The sequence below is a fragment of the Achromobacter spanius genome, from assembly GCF_029637605.1.
Taxonomy (GTDB): domain Bacteria; phylum Pseudomonadota; class Gammaproteobacteria; order Burkholderiales; family Burkholderiaceae_B; genus Achromobacter; species Achromobacter spanius_E.
In genome coordinates this window covers 5181381-5198558 of the sequence record NZ_CP121261.1, presented here as the reverse complement: position 1 = coordinate 5198558, position 17178 = coordinate 5181381, and the positions used below count along the sequence as shown (strand labels likewise).

Sequence of the window (17178 nt, the reverse complement as noted above, 5' to 3'; positions counted from 1 at the left end):
AGAGGGGCCGCGCTCACGAGCCGCCGCCGACGACGTTGACGGCGGCGCCGTCCGTCACGCGCTGTATGCCCGCCACCACAAGCTGGTCGCCCACCGCCACGCCAGTCAGGATTTCCACGCGGCCTTCGCGGCGCTCGCCGATGGTGACTTCGCGCTTTTCAGCCTTGCCGTCCTTGACCCGGTAAACGTACTGCGTTTCACCCGACGGCGACAATGCGGCTTCCGGCGCCACCAGCGCCTTGTCCTGATTGAACATCAACTGCACGCGCGCGAACATGCCCGGGCGCAGCACCGCGTCATTGTTGTTAACCGTGGCGCGCAGCAGGATGGACCGGCCGCCCGCGTCAACCAACGGGCTGACAGCATAGACCTGGCCTTGGCGCTCTTGCCCCGGCAACGCGTCCAGGCGCAGCGTCAGTTGCTGGCCCACGCGCACCTTGCTCAAGTACATTTCGGGCACGCGAAAGTCCACTTTCAAGGGGTCGATCGCTTCCAGCGGCGCCAGGTCCTGCCCCTGGTTGACGTAGTCGCCCACGGACACGCTGCGCAAGCCCACGATGCCGGCAAACGGCGCCAAAATCGTCATCTTGTCCAGGCGCGCCTGCGCCAACGCCACGGCCGCCTCCTGCACTTTCAGTGTGCTGGCGGACTCGTCGCGCGCCTGCTGACTGACGAAACCCTTGCCCTGCAACTCCACGGCACGCCGGTAATGACTTTGCGCCAGCGTCAAGTTGGCGCGCGCCTGCGCCAATTCGGCGCGCGGCACGGAATCGTCCAGCCGGATCAGCACCTGGCCCCGGGTCACCGGCTGGCCTTCCTTGAATTCAATGGCTTGGATCCGCCCCGCCACTTCCGGCCGCAACACGACGGATTCATCCGATCGCAAGCTTCCCACGGCGGACAGGCCGCGCGCGAATGGAATTTCCTTGACGGCGGCAACCTCGACCCGAACGGGTGCGGCAGGCGCGGCAACCGGCTGGGCGGCGTTCTGAGCGGACGGGGTTGCGCCGGGCGCCAGCCATCGCGGCACAAAAACGCCCAATGCGGCCCCCGCGGCCAACCCGGCCGCAACAGCGGCCAGCAGTACAGCTTTTTTCATGCGCGAATGTGGCGGTGGAAGGTGGCTATGATGCGGCGCACGCCGAATTCCCCACTGGTACGACGCCGCAGGAACTGGAATGGGGAAGGCACTGTAGCACCCGGACTTACATACTGGAACAATCCAGAAGCCGGATGAAAGAACTAAATCCGCCTCTCCAGGCGGATTTCAGGGTATTTCCCGATGTCTTCAGGCCCGCCGGGCCACTTCCACGCCCAGATTCGCCAACTGGTCGGCCCGCTCGTTGCCCTCGTCGCCCGTGTGGCCGCGCACCCAACGCCACGACACCTGATGCCGCTGCACCTGCTCGTCCAGCGCCTGCCACAGATCGGCGTTCTTGACCGGCTTCTTCTCCGCGGTCATCCAGCCACGGCGCTTCCAGTTCACCAGCCACTCGGTCATGCCCTTCATCACGTACTGCGAGTCCGTGTGGATAGTGACGACGCAAGTGCGCTTGAGCGCCCGCAGGCCTTCAATGACGGCCATGAGCTCCATGCGGTTGTTGGTGGTCTGGAGTTCGCCGCCATGCAGGGTTTTCTCGTGGCCACCCGCGCGCAGCAATACGCCCCAGCCGCCCGGACCCGGGTTGCCCTTGCAGGCACCGTCGGTCCACATTTCCACTTTCTGGTCGATCGCTTTGTTGTCCTGCATGGTGCTGCTTGATAGTCCTTGTTCGTGCAAAGTAAAACGCGCGGCGCCGCGCTCAAGAGGGGTCGACACCGTCGTCCGCGTGGCGGTTGACCACCACGGAGGCGGCGCGCGCGCGCTTGGGCTTGGTCTTCCAGGGCGCCCCGATGATACGCATGCCGGCCACGCGCTTGACGGCCGACACCATATATACCGCCCCGCCCACGCTCCACCAGCGGGCGCCGGCCGACTCCAGGAAGCCCCAGCGCTGCAGCCATTTTTCGCTGCGGCAGGCCGGCGCATAGCAGCCGAACTGGCTTTCCTCGACCTCAAGAGACAGCAGCTTGAACCAGTCTTTCAGGCGCGGCAGCGACACTTGCGACGAGGGAGGTTGCGGCAGCCAGGGCTCCATGCCGGGCATGCGCGTGCGCGCGCCCCACATGCTCCAGGGGTTGAAGCCGGAAATCACGACCCTCCCCTCCGGCACCAGCACGCGCTCGACCTCGCGCAGGACGTTGTGCGGGTCCTGCGTGCATTCAAAGGCATGCGGCAGAATCAGCAGGTCCACGCTTTGCGATTCGAATGGCAGGGCCTCGGGTTCGGCCAGCACCACCCGCGACTGCCAGTCAGCAACGCTTTCCGCCGAGGGGGTTTCCGTTCCCACGTAGCCCTTGAAAGGCATGCGGTTGGCACGCAGCAGATTCATGTCGGCCAGGCCGACCTGCCAGGCATAATAGCCAAACACATCCGCGACAGCCGCGTCGAACTGGGCCCGTTCCCAGGCCAGGGCGTACTGCCCCGGTGGCGTCTGGAACCATTCGGCCAGTTCTACAATCGGCGGAGTTTCTTCTGCCACGTTCTATTCCTTCGGATCTCATGCAAGCCTTGACCGCCCCCGCAGGCGGCCGCGAGCAACATGCCGCGGTCTTGCCTCTACCCGCCTTCACCGACAACTACATCTGGGCCATCGTCCATGGCGAAAACGCCGCCGTGGTGGACCCCGGTGAAGCGGGCCCGGTACTGCGATGGCTTGAGCAGGAAGGCTTGAGGCTGCGCGCCATTCTACTCACGCACCATCATGGCGACCATGTGGGTGGTGTTCTCGAATTGTCACGCATGGCGGACCTTACCGTATACGGTCCGGCTCGGGAACGCCTGCCACGCTGCGATGTGGCGTTGGCCGAAGGGGACCGCGTGGCGCTGCCCGAGCTGGATCTGGATCTGCGCGTGCTGGACGTGCCGGGGCACACCGCCGGACACATTGCCTACACCGGTCGGGCGGCCGGAATAGAACCCGTTCTGTTCTGTGGCGACACGCTGTTTGCCGGGGGCTGCGGTCGGCTTTTCGAGGGAACTCCCGCGCAAATGCATGAATCCTTGGAAAAATTTTCTGTTTTACCGCCAGATACACAGGTTTTTTGCGCGCACGAGTACACTCTAGCGAACTTGCGCTGGGCATTGGCTGTGGATCCCGCCAACCGCACCCTGCTTCAGTGGTATCAGCGAGCCCAGCAATTACGTGCAGAAGGACGTCCCACGCTTCCGTCGACTATCGGCCAGGAACGCGCGACGAACCCGTTTCTGCGTACGCAGCAAGTCGACGTCATCCGTGCCGCAGCCAGCTGGGCCGGACACACTCAACCTACGCCGGTAGAGGTCTTTGCCTCCCTGCGTGAATGGAAGAACGATTTCAAGTGACCGCCTGATGAATCTATCCCGACTCCTTCTGCCACTCATGGTGGCAGTCCTCGCCGGTTGCGCAGGAACGAAAGCCCCCGACAGTAAAAATCTCACCACCAATTCCCAAGGGCGTTACATCGCCCGGGATACGTCCCGAACGGTTGACCTGACCAACCCGCCGAGCGACGCCTGGGACCGCATCCGCCGCGGTTTCGCCATCCCCAACCTGAACACCGAGCTCTCGCAGCAGTGGACCGACTACTACGCGTCCCACCCCGAGTCCGTTCAGCGCATGGCCGAACGCGCGGGCAAGTACCTGTACTTCATCGTCGACGAAATCAACCGCCGCGGACTGCCGACGGAGTTGGCGCTGCTGCCCTTCGTGGAAAGCGCCTACAACCCCACCGCCCTGTCGCGCGCCCAGGCTTCGGGCCTGTGGCAGTTCGTGCCGGCCACCGGCCAGCACTTCAACTTGAAGCAGGATTGGTGGCGTGACGAACGCCGCGACCCCATCGCGTCGACCAACGCCGCGCTGGACTATCTGGAAAAGCTGTTTGAGATGCAGGGCGACTGGTACCTGGCGCTGGCCTCCTACAACTGGGGCGAAGGCTCGGTGCAACGCGCCATGGCCAAGAACGAAGCGGCCGGCTTGAACACGGACTACCTGTCCTTGAACATGCCCAGCGAAACCCGCAACTACGTGCCCAAGCTGCAGGCCATCAAGAACATCATCGCCGACCCGCAACGCTACGCGGTGTCGCTGCCCCCCGTGGGCAACACGCCCTACTTCGTGACGGTGCAGAAGAACAGCGACATCGACGTTGAAATCGCCGCCAAGCTGGCCGAGATGCCGCTGGACGAATTCAAGGCGCTGAACCCGTCGTTCAACCGCCCGGTCATCCGTGGCGATCACGGCCCGACCCTGCTGCTGCCGGCCGACCGCGTCGAAATCTTCAACGCCAACCTCACGAACTACAAGGGCGACCTGAGCGCCTGGAAGATCTATCACTCGCGCCGTGGCGAATCCTACGCCTCGATCGCGAAGCGTTTTGGCGTGACCCTGGCCGAACTGCGCGAAACCAACGACATCAGCTCGCGCCAGAAGTCCGCGTCGGGCCAGGCTCTGCTGGTACCCGGCGACCCCGGCAACGGTGGCGTGCAACTGGCGTCACTGGCAGCGCCGGTGGGCGCACTGGAGCAGGCGCCATCCGACAACAAGGCTGCCGCCCCGCGCGGCCGCGCCGCACCGGCGCCCGCGGCCCGCGTTGCCAGCGCCCGCCCCAATGTGCGCACCCACAAGGTCCGCCAGGGCGACACGCTGTTCTCATTGGCCAAGCAGTACGGCACCTCGGTCAACGCCTTGCGCGCCCTGAACAACATCAAGGGCAGCGCCCTGAAGATCGGCACCCCTTTGCGTGTGCCGGGCACCAACGCCCGCGGCTGATATCCGCCAGTCGTCACCACAGAACGGCGCCCCCTGTGGGCGCCGTTTTTACACGTACGCGGATACCGCCAAACTCCTTAAAATGGGCGGTCTTTCCGCAGGAAAAAAACTAAAGGAACCATCATGGGCTTTCTCGCCGGCAAGCGCATTCTCGTTACGGGAGTGCTTTCAAACCGATCCATCGCCTACGGCATTGCGCGCGCCTGTCACCAGCAAGGCGCCGAACTGGCGTTCACCTATGTGGGCGACCGCTTCAAGGATCGCGTGGTCGAATTCGCCGCAGAATTCGGCAGCAAGATCGTGCTGCCTTGCGATGTGGCCGAAGACAGCCAGATTGAAGGCGCGTTCACCGAGCTGGCCCAGCATTGGGATGGCCTGGACGGCCTGGTGCATTCCATCGGCTTCGCCCCCCGCGAGGCCATCGCCGGCAACTTCCTTGACGGCTTGTCGCGTGAAGGCTTCCGCATCGCCCACGACATTTCCGCCTACAGCTTTGCCGCCATGGCCAAGGCCGCGCTGCCGCTGATGGAAGGCCGCAACGGGTCGGTGCTGACCCTGACCTACCTGGGTGCCGAGCGTGTGGTTCCCAACTACAACACCATGGGTCTGGCCAAGGCATCGCTGGAAGCCAGCGTGCGCTACCTGGCCACGGCGCTGGGCCCGCGCGGCATTCGCGCCAACGGCATTTCGGCCGGTCCCATCAAGACGCTGGCCGCAAGCGGCATCAAGGACTTCTCGTCCATCCTGAAGTTCGTGGAATCGCAGGCGCCGCTGCGCCGCAACGTCACCATTGACGACGTGGGCAACGTAGCGGCGTTCATGCTGTCGGACCTGGCCGCCGGCGTCACCGGCGAAATCACCCACGTGGACGCCGGCTTCTCGACCGTCGTCCCGGGCATGGAAGGCTGATACTTGCCGTGGGGCGGGGCGGTTTTCCCCCCGCCCCACGGCCAGCTCAAGCCGGCCGTACCACCAACGTGGACACCTGCACGTCCACCGCCGTCATCAGCTTGTGGATCGGGCATTTCTCGGCCACCGCCAGAAGCTCATCAATCTGCGCGTCTGACAGGTCGCCATGCAGTGTCAGCTTGGCCGTCAGGCGATACACGCCCTTGCGCTCCTCGCTGGCGTCGCGCACCACCTCCACATCCACCGACTTCAGCGGCAGCTCCTTGCGCTGGGCGTAGACCATCAGCGTCATCGCCTTGCATCCGCCCAGCGCGGTGTCGAAATAATCATGCGGATCGGGGCCTTCTCCTTGCGGCCGCGGCATCGCCAACGGCAAGTCGTGGCCCTCGGCCGTGGCGGTGAATTGCAACGTGTCGGGCGCATTCTGGTGGACGCGGATGCTCATGAATTCATTCTCCTGGGTTCGGTGTCCGTCGCGGATGCCGCAAGCCCAATTTGTAGCATCCGCCAGCGTCATCCACACCTGACGAAATGCTGAACTTATTGGCACACCACTGGTCGGATATCCCTATCCGCAATTCATGAACTGACTTAGGGGGACGCATGAGCGCCAGACAACTTCTTGATCAATTGCTGCAATCGGGCCAAGGCCTGCTATCGGACGCCACCAACCGCGTGCAAGGCGCGACGGGCGGCTCGGCAGGCGGCAAGGGTTCGTTCCTGACCGGCCTGGGTGGGGGTGCGCTGGGTGCAGGCGCGCTGGGCTTGTTGATGGGCAGCAAGAAGGCACGCAAGATCGGCGGCAAAGTCGCCATGTATGGCGGCATGGCGGCGCTGGGCGCGCTGGCCTATCGCGCTTATGGCGACTGGCAGCGCAACCAGGCCGGTGGCGCACAAGCCGCGCCGCCCCAAACCCTGGACCGCCTGCCCGCGCCCGAGGCCGAGCAACACAGCAACGCCGTGCTGACCGCCATGATCGGCGCGGCCAAGGCCGACGGCCACATCGGCCCCGAAGAACGCGGCCTGCTCGAAACCGAATTGGCCAAGCTGTCATCCGATGCCCAAGACCGCCAGTGGCTGGAAACGGAATTGTCGCGACCGCTGGACCCGGCTGCCGTGGCCCAGTCCGCCAAGACGCCGGAAATGGCCGCGGAAATGTACTTGGCCAGCCTGCTCGTCGTGGACGAGGAAAGCTATATGGAACGCGCCTACCTGGACGAATTGGCGCGTCAGCTCCGGCTGGAGCCCGGCTTGAAGGAAAAGCTGGAACAGCATGCCAAGAGCGCGGTCGCCTGAATGAAGGAGATGGCGTCGGCGCACCGCCGACGCCATCTCCCCCAACGGTTGTTCAATCCGCGCGCAAGCCGATCGATGCCGTCAATGCCGTATAGCGGTCGATGTCGGCGTTGATCATCGACTGAAACTCTTTGGGCGTGCTGCTGGCGGGCGTGAAACCCTGTTCACGCAGCGCGGCTTGCATCTCGGGCCGCCGCACGATCTTCGTCACGGCGGCGTTCAGCTTGTCGACCACCGCTCGCGGCGTGGCGGCAGGCGCCAGCAAACCATGCCACTGGTCCAACGCGTAGCCCGCAATGCCTTGCTCGGCGACCGTGGGCACGGTGGGCATCAACGGAGAACGCGCTGGAGACGTCACCGCCAGCGCGCGCAGCTTGCCCGCGGCAATCAGGGGCGCCGCGCTGGACGCCGTCACGATACCCATCGCCACCTGGCCGGCCGTCACGTCTTTCAGCGCGGGGCCACATCCCTTGTAAGGCACTTGCTGCAGCACCGCGCCGCTGGATCGCGCCAGCATTTCCCCCGCCAGGTGTTGCGGCGTGCCGTTGCCGCACGATGCGAACGGCAAGGGTTTGCCTGGCACGGCCACGGCCAGCGCATCGCCCAAGGTTTGCAGCGGCGATGCGGCCGGCACCACGAAGACGGACGGTACGAACGCCACATTGATCACGGCGGCAAAGTCCTGCTTCGGCGAAAAATCCAGGTTCCGATAGACCCCGGGATTGATGGCGAATGAACTGTTCACCATCAGTACGGTGTAGCCGTCCGGCGGCGCCTCGGCCACGATGCGTGCGCCGATATTGCCGCTAGCGCCGGGTCGGTTCTCGACGATCACCGGCTGGCCCAGTTGCTCTTGCAGGCTGGCGCCGATGCGACGCGCCAGCAAATCCGTGCCCCCGCCGGGCGGAAACGTCACCACGATCGTGATGGGGTGCGCAGGGTAGGAGGCGTCAGTCGCCGCATCGCCCGAGGGTGAATTACCGCAGGACGCCAGCGGAAGAACGGCGCACAACGCAAGGCAAAGTCGAAGCAGGTTTTTCATATCAGGCTCTCAGGCGTCCAGGCCGATGTCCAGCACCTTGGCGCTGTGGGTCAACCAGCCGACGGCAATCTGGTCCACGCCGGTGGCGGCCACGGCGGCGGCAGTTTCGGGCGTGATGCGGCCCGAGGCTTCGGTAACCGCCCGGCCACGCGCCATGTCGACGGCGCGGCGCAGCTCATCCAGGCTCATGTTGTCCAGCAACACCACGTCCACGCCTAGCGACAGCGCCACTTCCAGTTGTGCCAGCGTGTCCACCTCCAGCTCGATCTTGACCATGTGGCCCACGCCCGCCCGCGCGCGCTGCACGGCGTTGGCGACGCCGCCGGCCAGCGCAATGTGGTTGTCTTTGATGAGCACGGCGTCATCCAGCCCGAAGCGATGGTTGCTGCCCCCGCCCACGCGCACCGCGTACTTTTGCACGGCGCGCAAGCCCGGCAGGGTCTTGCGGGTGCAGGTAACGCGCGCGCCGTAGCCGGAAATGGCTCGCGCAATTGACGCCGTGGCGCTGGCCACTCCGCTCAGGTGGCACAGGAAGTTCAGCGCCACCCGCTCCGCGGTCAACATCGCCCTGGCATTGCCATGCAAGCGCGCAATCTCGGTGCCGGGTGACAGGTCAGCGCCGTCGCGCAGCGATGCGCTGAAGCGGATCCCCGGATCCATGGTTTGAAATGCCAGGCGAGCCAGGTCCAAACCGGCCAACACGCCCTCTTGGCGTGACACCAGCCGGGTTTCCGCGACGGCGTCGGCCGGCACGATGGCATCGGTGGTCAAGTCGCCGGCCCGGCCCAGATCTTCAAGCAAGGCAGCTTGAACCAGCGGCAAGAGCATGACGTCCGGCAGAGGCGGGACAGTCAGGCGAAAGGCATTCGAAGGCACTTCGGCTTTAATGCTCATTTTGAGTATTTGTGAGTTAAAAAAAGGCGCGCAGAGATTGCGCACTAGTTATGCTAAATACGAGCATAAGCCTTGTCAAGCGTCACAAGGTCCGGGACAAAGGCAATTTGCTGCCGGCAATGGCGCGTTCCAGCAGCACGTCGCGCCGGAAACGGAACAGCTTGGCTGGCCGGCCCGCCGTACCCGTCGCCATCTCGCCCGTTTCTTCTACCAGTGCCTGTTGCTCGATCAGGCGACGGAAATTCTGCTTGTGCAATGCCCTTCCCGCCAAGGCCTCGACGGCCAACTGCAGTTGTAGCAAGGTGAACTGGGCCGGCATCAATTCAAACACCACGGGGCGGTACTTGATCTTGGCACGCAAGCGCGCAATGCCGGTGGCCAGAATGCGGCGGTGATCGTGGCGCATCGGCTCACCGGGCAACACGGCCTTGCCGCCCCCGCGCCGCACGGCCTCGGGCACGGCCCCCGCCTCGAACAGAAGCTCGTAGCGCTGCAACACCATATCTTCATTCCATGCCGCGCCGTCCAGACCGAACGTGATGGCGGCACGCTGCCGGCGGCGTGTGCGCACGGCCGGGTCGGCGCTGGCCTCGCACCATTGCGCCAACCACGGCACGATCAAATCCTCGACCAGCGCGGGCGCGCCGGCACGCCGGTCTTCCCACGGGAAATAGCGGTACCAGTCTTGCCAGCCGACCTGCGCCACGCCGGTTTCGCCGGCTTCGCGCGTCAGGCCCAGGTAGCTGACCGACATGACGCGCGCGCCGGATTCGTCGGAACGGTCGCCGTCGGCAAAGGTGTAGAGCTGTTCCACATAGCCCAAGGGATGATGCGTCTGCGTCTCCACCCAGGCGCGCAGGCCGGCTTGCAACGAACGATGCGACAATTCGAACGGCCCAGCCGGCAAGGCGCGCGCGTCATCCGTGGTCAACACGCGCGGTTCGCCGTTGGTCACGGCCACCAGCACGGCGACGAGTTCGGTATGGACAGAGCGTTCGACGGATTCGGTCAAGGATAGAGGTCGCGAAGGGGTAGGCAAAGAGGTGAGCCAGCGCATTGCACAGGCCTGGCCGCTTATCGGCGAGGAGCCGGAATTATAAGGTTCCGATGCTGCAACAGCCCCTTGCAAACGTGACAGGCTGGATGGCCGCGAGGGCGCGCGCAAGGTCTAAGATAAACCGCAGGTACTCAGGCGCGTCGCCATCCTGGGACGCCCGCAAGCGGAGCAAGAGCCATGTTGAAAACTGCCCCCGACCCCCAAGCCCCGGCCGACGCCAAGGCCGTCGACCCACGCCCGCCCACCGACCCGCGCAAAGGCACGGAAACGCTACCGATGCCGGATCAAAGCAAGCAAGTAGCTGGCATGCCACGCGACGGACGCGCCATTGCGCAACCCGGAGAACCCGGCGTCATCACGCCCGAGGACGATGTGCTGGATACGTCCTACGAGAACCGCAAAACCTGACGCAGCGCCACGAGCGATGATGCGCTAGCCGCATCGACACGGTTAGCGTGCGGGCCGGACCGGCAACGGTTCGGCCCGCTGCACTTGAACACGGGAAATAGGCGCTCGCCTATATCAAGCGGGGGCCACCCGTTTCTACACTGCTACGCTTTCAAGGCCCTTTGGGCCGATGCCTTAGCGATATCCCCCCATGTTCAAAAATTCCTTTCCGCGCATCGTCGCGGCATCTCTATTCGCCCTCCTGTTCCCCACCAGCCAAGCCCTTGCAATGGGCATCCAGCCTGAAACGTCGGTCGTGCTCGTGCACGAAAATACCGGCGAAGGCACCATCGGCATCAAGAATACGGGTGACGAACCCGTGCTCTTGGTGTCCATCATTGAAAACATCCAGGAAGACCAGGACGATTGGGTCACGGTGTCGCCGCCCGCCGCCGTGCTGGCCCCCGGCAAAACGCAATTGGTCCGGTTTCTGCTGACCAGCGACAAACCCCTGGACACGCAACGCATGAAGCGCGCCGTGTTCGAAGGCATTCCGCAATCTGGCGAGCAAGGCAACAAACTGCGCCTGACCATACGCCAAGACCTCCCCCTGATCGCGCTCCCCAAGGGGGTGCCGAACGATAACGCCCCCTGGCGCAAGCTTCAGTGGGAAGTTCGTGACGGCACACTGACCGTGCACAATCCCAGCCCCTACATCGTACGGATGGACCAGCAGGTCCATGCTCAGCCCTCGAATCAGGCGCTGACCCTACCCAAAACCTATGTCTTGCCCGGCGAAACGCTGCAACTCGCCACCACGGGCGCCCCGCTGCAAGGGCAGAGCACCGTGCGTCTCTACCCCGCCAGCGTTTACGGCTATCAAGTGTCGTCGTTCGACGCACCGATCAAGCACTGACCGTATCTCGGCCTGGCCTCGGCGGCCCCACCTCGGCGGCCCCACCTCGGCGGCCCCACTGGGCGGCCACGCCCGGGCTGCCCGACCTCGGCACCAACACGCTTGGCTACACGCGAACGGCCCCGGCCCCCGGGGCCGCAACGGTATTGCGCCAAGACCAATCATGGCTTTCATGTTCTGTCTCTGCTTACGCAACGCTCGTGGTCGCACCCTGGCCACCGCGAGCCTACTGTTGTGCCTGCACTGGTCTGCCTATGCGCAATCCGGCGCCGGCGGCTTTGACCTTGAAATCCTGAAAAGCCGTGGACTGAATCCCGCCATCGCGTCACATTTTCAGAACGGCCCGCAATTCCTGCCCGGCCATCAAACGGTGCACCTTACCGTCAATGGCCGCAACGTGGGGCGCACACAAGCCACTTTCGATACCGACGGCAAGCTCTGTCTGACCAATGCGCTGCTGACACAGGCAGAGCTGAAAGTGCCCGTGTCGCAAGGCAACGACGCGCCTGTCTGTCCTGACGCGTTTCTGCAAGCATGGCCCACGACCACGATCTCGCTGCAGCCAGAACGCATGACCGTCGAAATCGTGGCGCCGCCTGGCGCAATGAACAGAGTGGCAGGCGCGACGACGTATCAATCGGGCGGACGTGCCGTCATCCTGAACTACGACGTGCTCTCAAACCAGACGCGTTATATCGGCGGAAAAAGCAATTACCTGCAGGCCTATACCGAACTGGGCCTGAACGCGAACGATTGGATCCTGCGCAGCAATAGCACCTATTCCAACATCGGCGGAACGTCGACGTGGAACCATATCGATGCCTATGCGCAACGCACGCTGCCCGCATGGGGGACGACTTTCCAGGCGGGGCAGATCAATCTGCAGGGCACGCTGTTTGGCGGCGTGCCGGTCACGGGGCTTCAACTCTTCCCCGAAACCGCCTTGCAAAGCCATCAGCATGAAGGCCCGCCCATCAGCGGAATCGCGCATACGCAGGCACGCGTGGAGGTCTGGCAGAACGGCATACCGTTGGCGTCCCTCATCGTTCCCCCTGGCCCCTTCACCATGACCGACGTGCAGCCGCGCTCGCTGACTCAAGACATCAAGGTTGTGATTCACGAAGCGTCGGGCGAAGAGCGCGTGTTCTACGTCCCTGCGGCAGCGCTGCAGGTAGACCGCGTGGGCGCGGCCGCTGGCTTCAGCGGCGGCCTTGGCATGCTGCGACAGACCGGCACCACCGACGCCAACACCAGGCCGGTCGCGGCAGCGGAGTACGGCATCCCACTGGGCAAACGCGCCAATATCGCGGCCGGCGCCCTGCTCACCCAGGACTATCGCGCCATCAGCGGACGCTCCGACATGGTGCTGCCCGGCAGCATCCAGGCTGGCATGCAGAGCACGTATTCGCAAAACTCGCGTACGGAGCGCAGCGGCGCGCAGCACATCGTGTCGGCCTCTGCCCAGTTGCTGCCGGGTGTGTCTTCGAACATCTCTTTCCTGCGACGCACGGATGGCTACAGCGACGTGCTCGACAGCAGCGGCACACGGCCACGGCACAGGCGGCAGGACGAGGCGCACCTTTACCCGCCCCATCACGAATACCGCATCAAGCAGCAGATAAGCGCCGGGCTTGGCTGGAGTGGATCGACGCTGGGCGGCTTCAGCGCCAATTACAGCGAATCCCTGAACACCCGCGGCAACGCGTCGCGACGCGGCATATTGAGCTGGGGCAAGAGCTTCAGTCGCGCCAGCCTGTCGGTGTCGTTCGAACGAGACATGGGTTCCAGCCATCGCACCCAGGGCAGCCTGATGTACCTGAACGTCAGCCTGCCCTTGGGCAAGCAAAGCGTCAGCGCATCCATGCAGCGGCAGGACAATGGCACGAGCTACGGCGTTAACACCAGCGCGTCCATCGGCGAGGGGAGCAGCTACGCGCTGGGGGCCACCACCAGTTCCCAAGGCCAGACCAGCTATTCAGGCTCGGTCGGCATGAATTCCGCCTATACACAGCTGAACGTCGCGGCAAGCAGCTTCACCGGTGGATACAGCCATTCCGTGCGCATGCGCGGCGGGCTCGTCGGGCACGCGCAAGGCCTGAGCTTTTCGCCCTACCGGGTACAGGACACATTCGCCATCGCGTCCGTGGGCGGCCTGTCCGGCGTGCGTTTGAGCACGCCTGCCGGCAGCGTGTGGACTGACCCGTGGGGCCGCGCCGTCATTCCATCACTGCCCGCCTATCGCAACGGGCAGATCCAGGTGGCCACGACATCATTGGCGCGCAATGTGGATTTGATCAACGGCCGCTACAGCCTGGAGCCCGCGCGCGGCTCGGTTTCAGCGGTTGACTTCGCCGTTGTCACGGTCCGCCGCGCCTTGCTGACCGCCACCTACGCCGATGGCTCACCCGTGCCCAAGGGCGCTGCCGTGCTGGATGCGAAAGGGGCCTTCATTACGCTGGTGGCGAGCGGCGGCCAGATATTCCTACCTGATTTGCAGGCGGACGGCGCGCCATACAGCGTTGCACCAACGGACGACGCGGCCTGCACGCTCGACTTTGACCTTCCCTCCGCGCCGAACCTGGACGCGCTGTACGAACGCGCGCTAGCCACGTGCCGCCCATAGACGAACCCGCCCCAACCCGCATAGGACCACACCATGATTCTTACAAGGCCCTGCATCCTCCCGCGCGCTCGGGCCGCTTTGGCGGCAGCCACGTTGCTGCTTGCAGGTAGCTGGACGCTCCAGGCTGTGGCGCAGCCATCGCCACCCATGGCGCGCCCGGCGCCTGCGATGCCGATGGCCGGGTGCGTCATGGCATTTGGGCTGGCCACCGTGGATTACGGCAGCTTCACAGCTGGGCAACTGACACTGGACGCAAGTCGTCGCTATCAACTTGAGCGCCGCTCTGTGCCGTTGACCATCAACTGCCCAAGCGCGCGTCCTATTGTCTTGCGCCTGAACGCGCCCGCGCGCCACGATGGGGCTGCGAAATTCGCGGGAGCCGGCGCCGTGCAGGTCGAGCTTGGCCACGTCACGGTTGACGGCGTGGCGACCCGGGTCTTCAATCCGAATTCGCCTCATGGCCCACAGACCCAGATCGCCATGCAGCCCGGCGACACGATAGCGCTGGAACAGGGCCGAGCCGCGCGCAGCATTACCGCTCAAATCGTGTTGCAACCTCAAGTGGCCGATGCCGACGTTCGCGTCACCGACCAGACGCAATGGTCCGCCACGCTGCAGTTTGAATTGCTGGATCCTTGAAGGCTCGGCCGCGCTGCGGCTCACCGTTGCAAAGCGGCTCTACAAGAGCCCGCACAGCTTGAACAGGCCGTTGTCCGTCGTCACGCCCAGCTTGCGATAAGCGGTGCCCTTCTGCGCGCTGATGGTTTTTGGGCTGCGCCCGAATTTGACGGCAATGTCAGAGATTGTCATCCCAGCCAGCAGGCAACGAATCACCTCGCGCTCGCGGTCCGACAGCGACGCGCCATCCAGCACGCCACATGCCGACGGCAGCAAGGCGGGATCGCCTGGTGGCGGTTCAGTCTGCTCGGTGCTTGCACCGGACAACAAGTACGTCATCTGCGCATCGCAATACGTGCCTCCCGCGGCAACCTTGCGCACCGCCAGCACGATTTCCTCTTCGCGTCCGCCCTTGCCCACGAAACCGTGCGCGCCGGATCGCAAGGCCAGCGCAACAGTGGCGGGGTCATAAAGCGCGGAGAACACCAGGATGCGCGCGTCGGGAAACTTGATACGCAGCGTTTTGATCAGCGAGATGCCGTCGACCTCGGCGGGGCCCAACGAGTAATCGATCAACAAGACGTCGGCGGTCTGGTTCGCAAGCGCCTGGATCAGGTCCCGGCTGGTTTCGTACTCGCCGATGACAACAATGTCGCGGTTTTGCGACAAGTACGCAGACATGCCTGCCCGTACCACCGGATGGTCATCCAGGATCGCGATGCGCAACGGACGAAAATTGGATGCTGACAATATGGAATTCCCCGGTAGAGCCCAGATTTTCCACTGTTTCTCGTTGAACGAAAAACCAACGTGGACAAATAGTAACGCAGCTGTTTACGCAACCGTAATGAAGATTAGGCGCATGCCTATATCCCAAAAGTCATCCGTTTCCTAGAGTGATTCCTTTGTCCCACCAGAAACTGGATAGTCATGAATTACTCGGTACGCCCCCTGCCCACCCTGCGCTACCTCTTGGCCGCAAGCTTTTTGATCGCCGCATCCGCCCAAGCGGCTCCCTCAGCTGAACTCAAGATCACCGGTCGCATCACGCCCCCGTCCTGCGACCTTTCCCTGGCCGGCAACGGCGTGCTTGATTTCGGCGACCGCGCATTCAATTCGCTCAACGTCGACGGCACCAAGCTGACCGAAAAAACGGTTGGCCTGAACATCACTTGCGACGGCGCCACGCGCGTCGGCCTGCACGTGGTAGACAACCGCGCCAGCAGCAAAGTTCTGAAAGCCTCGTTGAACATCAACGCCTGGGGCTCCATCAGCTCCAACATCACCGACGCCTACATCTTTGGGCTCGGCTCCGTCGCTGGCGCCAACGACACGCAGATTCCCATCGGCGGCTACATGTTCGGCTTCAAGGAAGGCGACGTCCAAGCCAACGGCAGCAAGGCTACCGTGCTCTACAGCGCGGACAAGCGCACCTGGTCCGCCGAAGCCGTATTGCGGCAGTTCATCAGCCCGAATTTCACCTACTCATTCTTCCTGGGCTCCCCGGGCGCCAACGCCACGCCGGTACCGGTCACGGCGGTAGCCGGTTCGCTGACCGTAATGCCCACGATCAACCGCGCCAGCGAACTCCCCACGACCGCCGCCATCCCGCTGGACGGCAGCGCCACGATCTCGCTCGTTTACCTGTAACGGTAGCGCGGAGGGCGCGCTGTGGCGCCCTCCTGCAATCGAATATCCCCAAGACAAATGCAGCATTCGACCGTGCGGCTCCACAAGGTCGCTCGGCCCCGCTGCATGTGCGCAAAGTCGGGTCAGGTGGTTCATTGCCCTCCGAGGACGGCATTTGTTGACATCAGGAAAGCTAATCATGAAAAACCAATTCTTTGTCGGCGTGGCGTTGGTCACGTTGGCTGCCACATCGCACGCTGCCGGCAATAGCAATCTCACCGTGACGGGCAAGCTCACACCACCGGCATGCAACGCCCATTTTGACGGTAATGCAACGCTCGACTTCGACGCCATCGCATTTAACGCCTTGGACAACAACGGCACGAAACTCGGCAGCAAAGACACCCTCCTGCAGATCGATTGCGGCACCCCCACGCGCGTCAGCGTTGTCGCGCTGGACAACCGGGCAGGCTCGGGCATCACGCTTCAGGAAGCGCCCAATCTCAACTGGCCATACCAAAACCCGCAGAACGGCACCAAGTATTCCTGGGGGTTGGGCTTTGCAGACGGCAAACAGATCAAGACGGGCGCATTGATCGCGCTGATTATTCCCGCCAGCACCATGGTCGACGGAGCGCTCCTGACCGAAGCGGGGGTGCAAAAGATCCTTGCGCGCCCCACGGGAAGCAATATCTGGTCGATAGGGTCATCGCACTATTCAGTCAACCTCAGCCCCGATCTTGAATACTCGTTCGGCCCGACGGGCGGCCCCGCCGTACCGATTACGAACGCGCAGTTGGCGGTCGGACTCTCCCCCATGATCGGCCAACCGTCAACCTTGCCCGCAGCGAACGAAATTCCGTTGGACGGCTCGATCACGTTCACGTTGCGTTACCTGTAACCACGTTCCAATGGCATCCGCTCGAATTTGACTCTCTTCGCTCACATGATGAAAAC

At 63.8% G+C, this 17178-nt stretch carries 18 protein-coding genes; 10 read left to right on the top strand and 8 right to left on the bottom strand.

Going from position 1 to position 17178, the window contains the following annotated elements; genetic code table 11:
* Positions 1–13 precede the first annotated feature (13 nt).
* The 3 genes from P8T11_RS23170 to P8T11_RS23160 all read right to left on the bottom strand — a co-directional run bounded on the left by P8T11_RS23170 (position 14) and on the right by P8T11_RS23160 (position 2582).
* Positions 14–1099, bottom strand: coding sequence for an efflux RND transporter periplasmic adaptor subunit (locus P8T11_RS23170; protein ID WP_268079827.1), 1086 nt, complete (start codon positions 1097–1099; stop codon positions 14–16).
* 189 nt (positions 1100–1288) lie between these two features.
* Positions 1289–1750: a ribonuclease HI gene (gene rnhA / locus P8T11_RS23165; RefSeq protein ID WP_268079828.1), complete on the bottom strand. Its 462-nt coding sequence runs from the start codon at positions 1748–1750 to the stop codon at positions 1289–1291.
* 52 nt (positions 1751–1802) lie between these two features.
* Complete coding sequence (locus tag P8T11_RS23160; protein ID WP_268079829.1) at positions 1803–2582, bottom strand: class I SAM-dependent methyltransferase; 780 nt, start codon at positions 2580–2582, stop codon at positions 1803–1805.
* Positions 2583–2602: 20 nt separating this feature from the next.
* On the opposite strand from P8T11_RS23160, the gene gloB reads away from it, so the two are divergent.
* From gloB to fabI, 3 genes are all read left to right on the top strand, one after another.
* Positions 2603–3424, top strand: a complete 822-nt coding sequence (gene gloB / locus P8T11_RS23155) for a hydroxyacylglutathione hydrolase (RefSeq protein WP_268079830.1) — start codon at positions 2603–2605, stop codon at positions 3422–3424.
* A gap of 7 nt (positions 3425–3431) precedes the next feature.
* Complete coding sequence (locus P8T11_RS23150; RefSeq protein ID WP_268079831.1) at positions 3432–4850, top strand: transglycosylase SLT domain-containing protein; 1419 nt, start codon at positions 3432–3434, stop codon at positions 4848–4850.
* A gap of 123 nt (positions 4851–4973) precedes the next feature.
* A complete protein-coding gene (gene fabI, locus P8T11_RS23145; protein ID WP_268079832.1) occupies positions 4974–5759 on the top strand; it encodes an enoyl-ACP reductase FabI in 786 nt (261 codons plus the stop codon).
* Positions 5760–5805: 46 nt separating this feature from the next.
* Here the strand turns inward: fabI and P8T11_RS23140 are convergent, their stop codons facing one another.
* A complete protein-coding gene (locus P8T11_RS23140; protein WP_268079833.1) occupies positions 5806–6204 on the bottom strand; it encodes an OsmC family protein in 399 nt (132 codons plus the stop codon).
* Between the two features lie 158 nt (positions 6205–6362).
* On the opposite strand from P8T11_RS23140, the gene P8T11_RS23135 reads away from it, so the two are divergent.
* Positions 6363–7055: a tellurite resistance TerB family protein gene (locus P8T11_RS23135; protein WP_100853171.1), complete on the top strand. Its 693-nt coding sequence runs from the start codon at positions 6363–6365 to the stop codon at positions 7053–7055.
* Between the two features lie 52 nt (positions 7056–7107).
* On the opposite strand, the gene P8T11_RS23130 is transcribed toward P8T11_RS23135, so the two are convergent.
* The 3 genes from P8T11_RS23130 to P8T11_RS23120 all read right to left on the bottom strand — a co-directional run bounded on the left by P8T11_RS23130 (position 7108) and on the right by P8T11_RS23120 (position 10048).
* Entirely contained in the window at positions 7108–8097 is a 990-nt protein-coding gene (locus P8T11_RS23130) for a tripartite tricarboxylate transporter substrate binding protein (protein WP_268079834.1), read from the bottom strand.
* Between the two features lie 9 nt (positions 8098–8106).
* Positions 8107–8991, bottom strand: a complete 885-nt coding sequence (nadC, locus tag P8T11_RS23125; RefSeq protein WP_268079835.1) for a carboxylating nicotinate-nucleotide diphosphorylase — start codon at positions 8989–8991, stop codon at positions 8107–8109.
* Between the two features lie 82 nt (positions 8992–9073).
* Positions 9074–10048, bottom strand: a complete 975-nt coding sequence (locus P8T11_RS23120; RefSeq protein ID WP_268079836.1) for an NUDIX hydrolase — start codon at positions 10046–10048, stop codon at positions 9074–9076.
* Positions 10049–10225: 177 nt separating this feature from the next.
* Between P8T11_RS23120 and P8T11_RS23115 the strand changes: the two genes are divergently transcribed.
* From P8T11_RS23115 to P8T11_RS23100, 4 genes are all read left to right on the top strand, one after another.
* On the top strand, positions 10226–10456 hold the full coding sequence (locus tag P8T11_RS23115) for a hypothetical protein (protein WP_268079837.1): 231 nt from the start codon (positions 10226–10228) through the stop codon (positions 10454–10456).
* Positions 10457–10646: 190 nt separating this feature from the next.
* Positions 10647–11351 carry a fimbria/pilus chaperone family protein gene (locus P8T11_RS23110; protein ID WP_268079838.1) on the top strand — a complete coding sequence of 235 codons (705 nt, stop codon included), beginning with the start codon at positions 10647–10649 and terminating at the stop codon, positions 11349–11351.
* A 232-nt stretch (positions 11352–11583) separates the two neighbouring features.
* Positions 11584–13974, top strand: coding sequence for a fimbria/pilus outer membrane usher protein (locus tag P8T11_RS23105; protein ID WP_268079839.1), 2391 nt, complete (start codon positions 11584–11586; stop codon positions 13972–13974).
* 189 nt (positions 13975–14163) lie between these two features.
* A complete protein-coding gene (locus P8T11_RS23100) occupies positions 14164–14613 on the top strand; it encodes a hypothetical protein (protein WP_268079840.1) in 450 nt (149 codons plus the stop codon).
* A gap of 39 nt (positions 14614–14652) precedes the next feature.
* Here P8T11_RS23100 and P8T11_RS23095 read toward each other — a convergent pair whose 3' ends face one another.
* Positions 14653–15318, bottom strand: coding sequence for a response regulator transcription factor (locus P8T11_RS23095; protein ID WP_278072179.1), 666 nt, complete (start codon positions 15316–15318; stop codon positions 14653–14655).
* A 204-nt stretch (positions 15319–15522) separates the two neighbouring features.
* Between P8T11_RS23095 and P8T11_RS23090 the strand changes: the two genes are divergently transcribed.
* Both P8T11_RS23090 and P8T11_RS23085 read left to right on the top strand, forming a co-directional pair.
* Entirely contained in the window at positions 15523–16242 is a 720-nt protein-coding gene (locus P8T11_RS23090; RefSeq protein WP_268079842.1) for a DUF1120 domain-containing protein, read from the top strand.
* Between the two features lie 178 nt (positions 16243–16420).
* Entirely contained in the window at positions 16421–17122 is a 702-nt protein-coding gene (locus P8T11_RS23085) for a DUF1120 domain-containing protein (protein ID WP_268079843.1), read from the top strand.
* Positions 17123–17178: the final 56 nt, after the last annotated feature.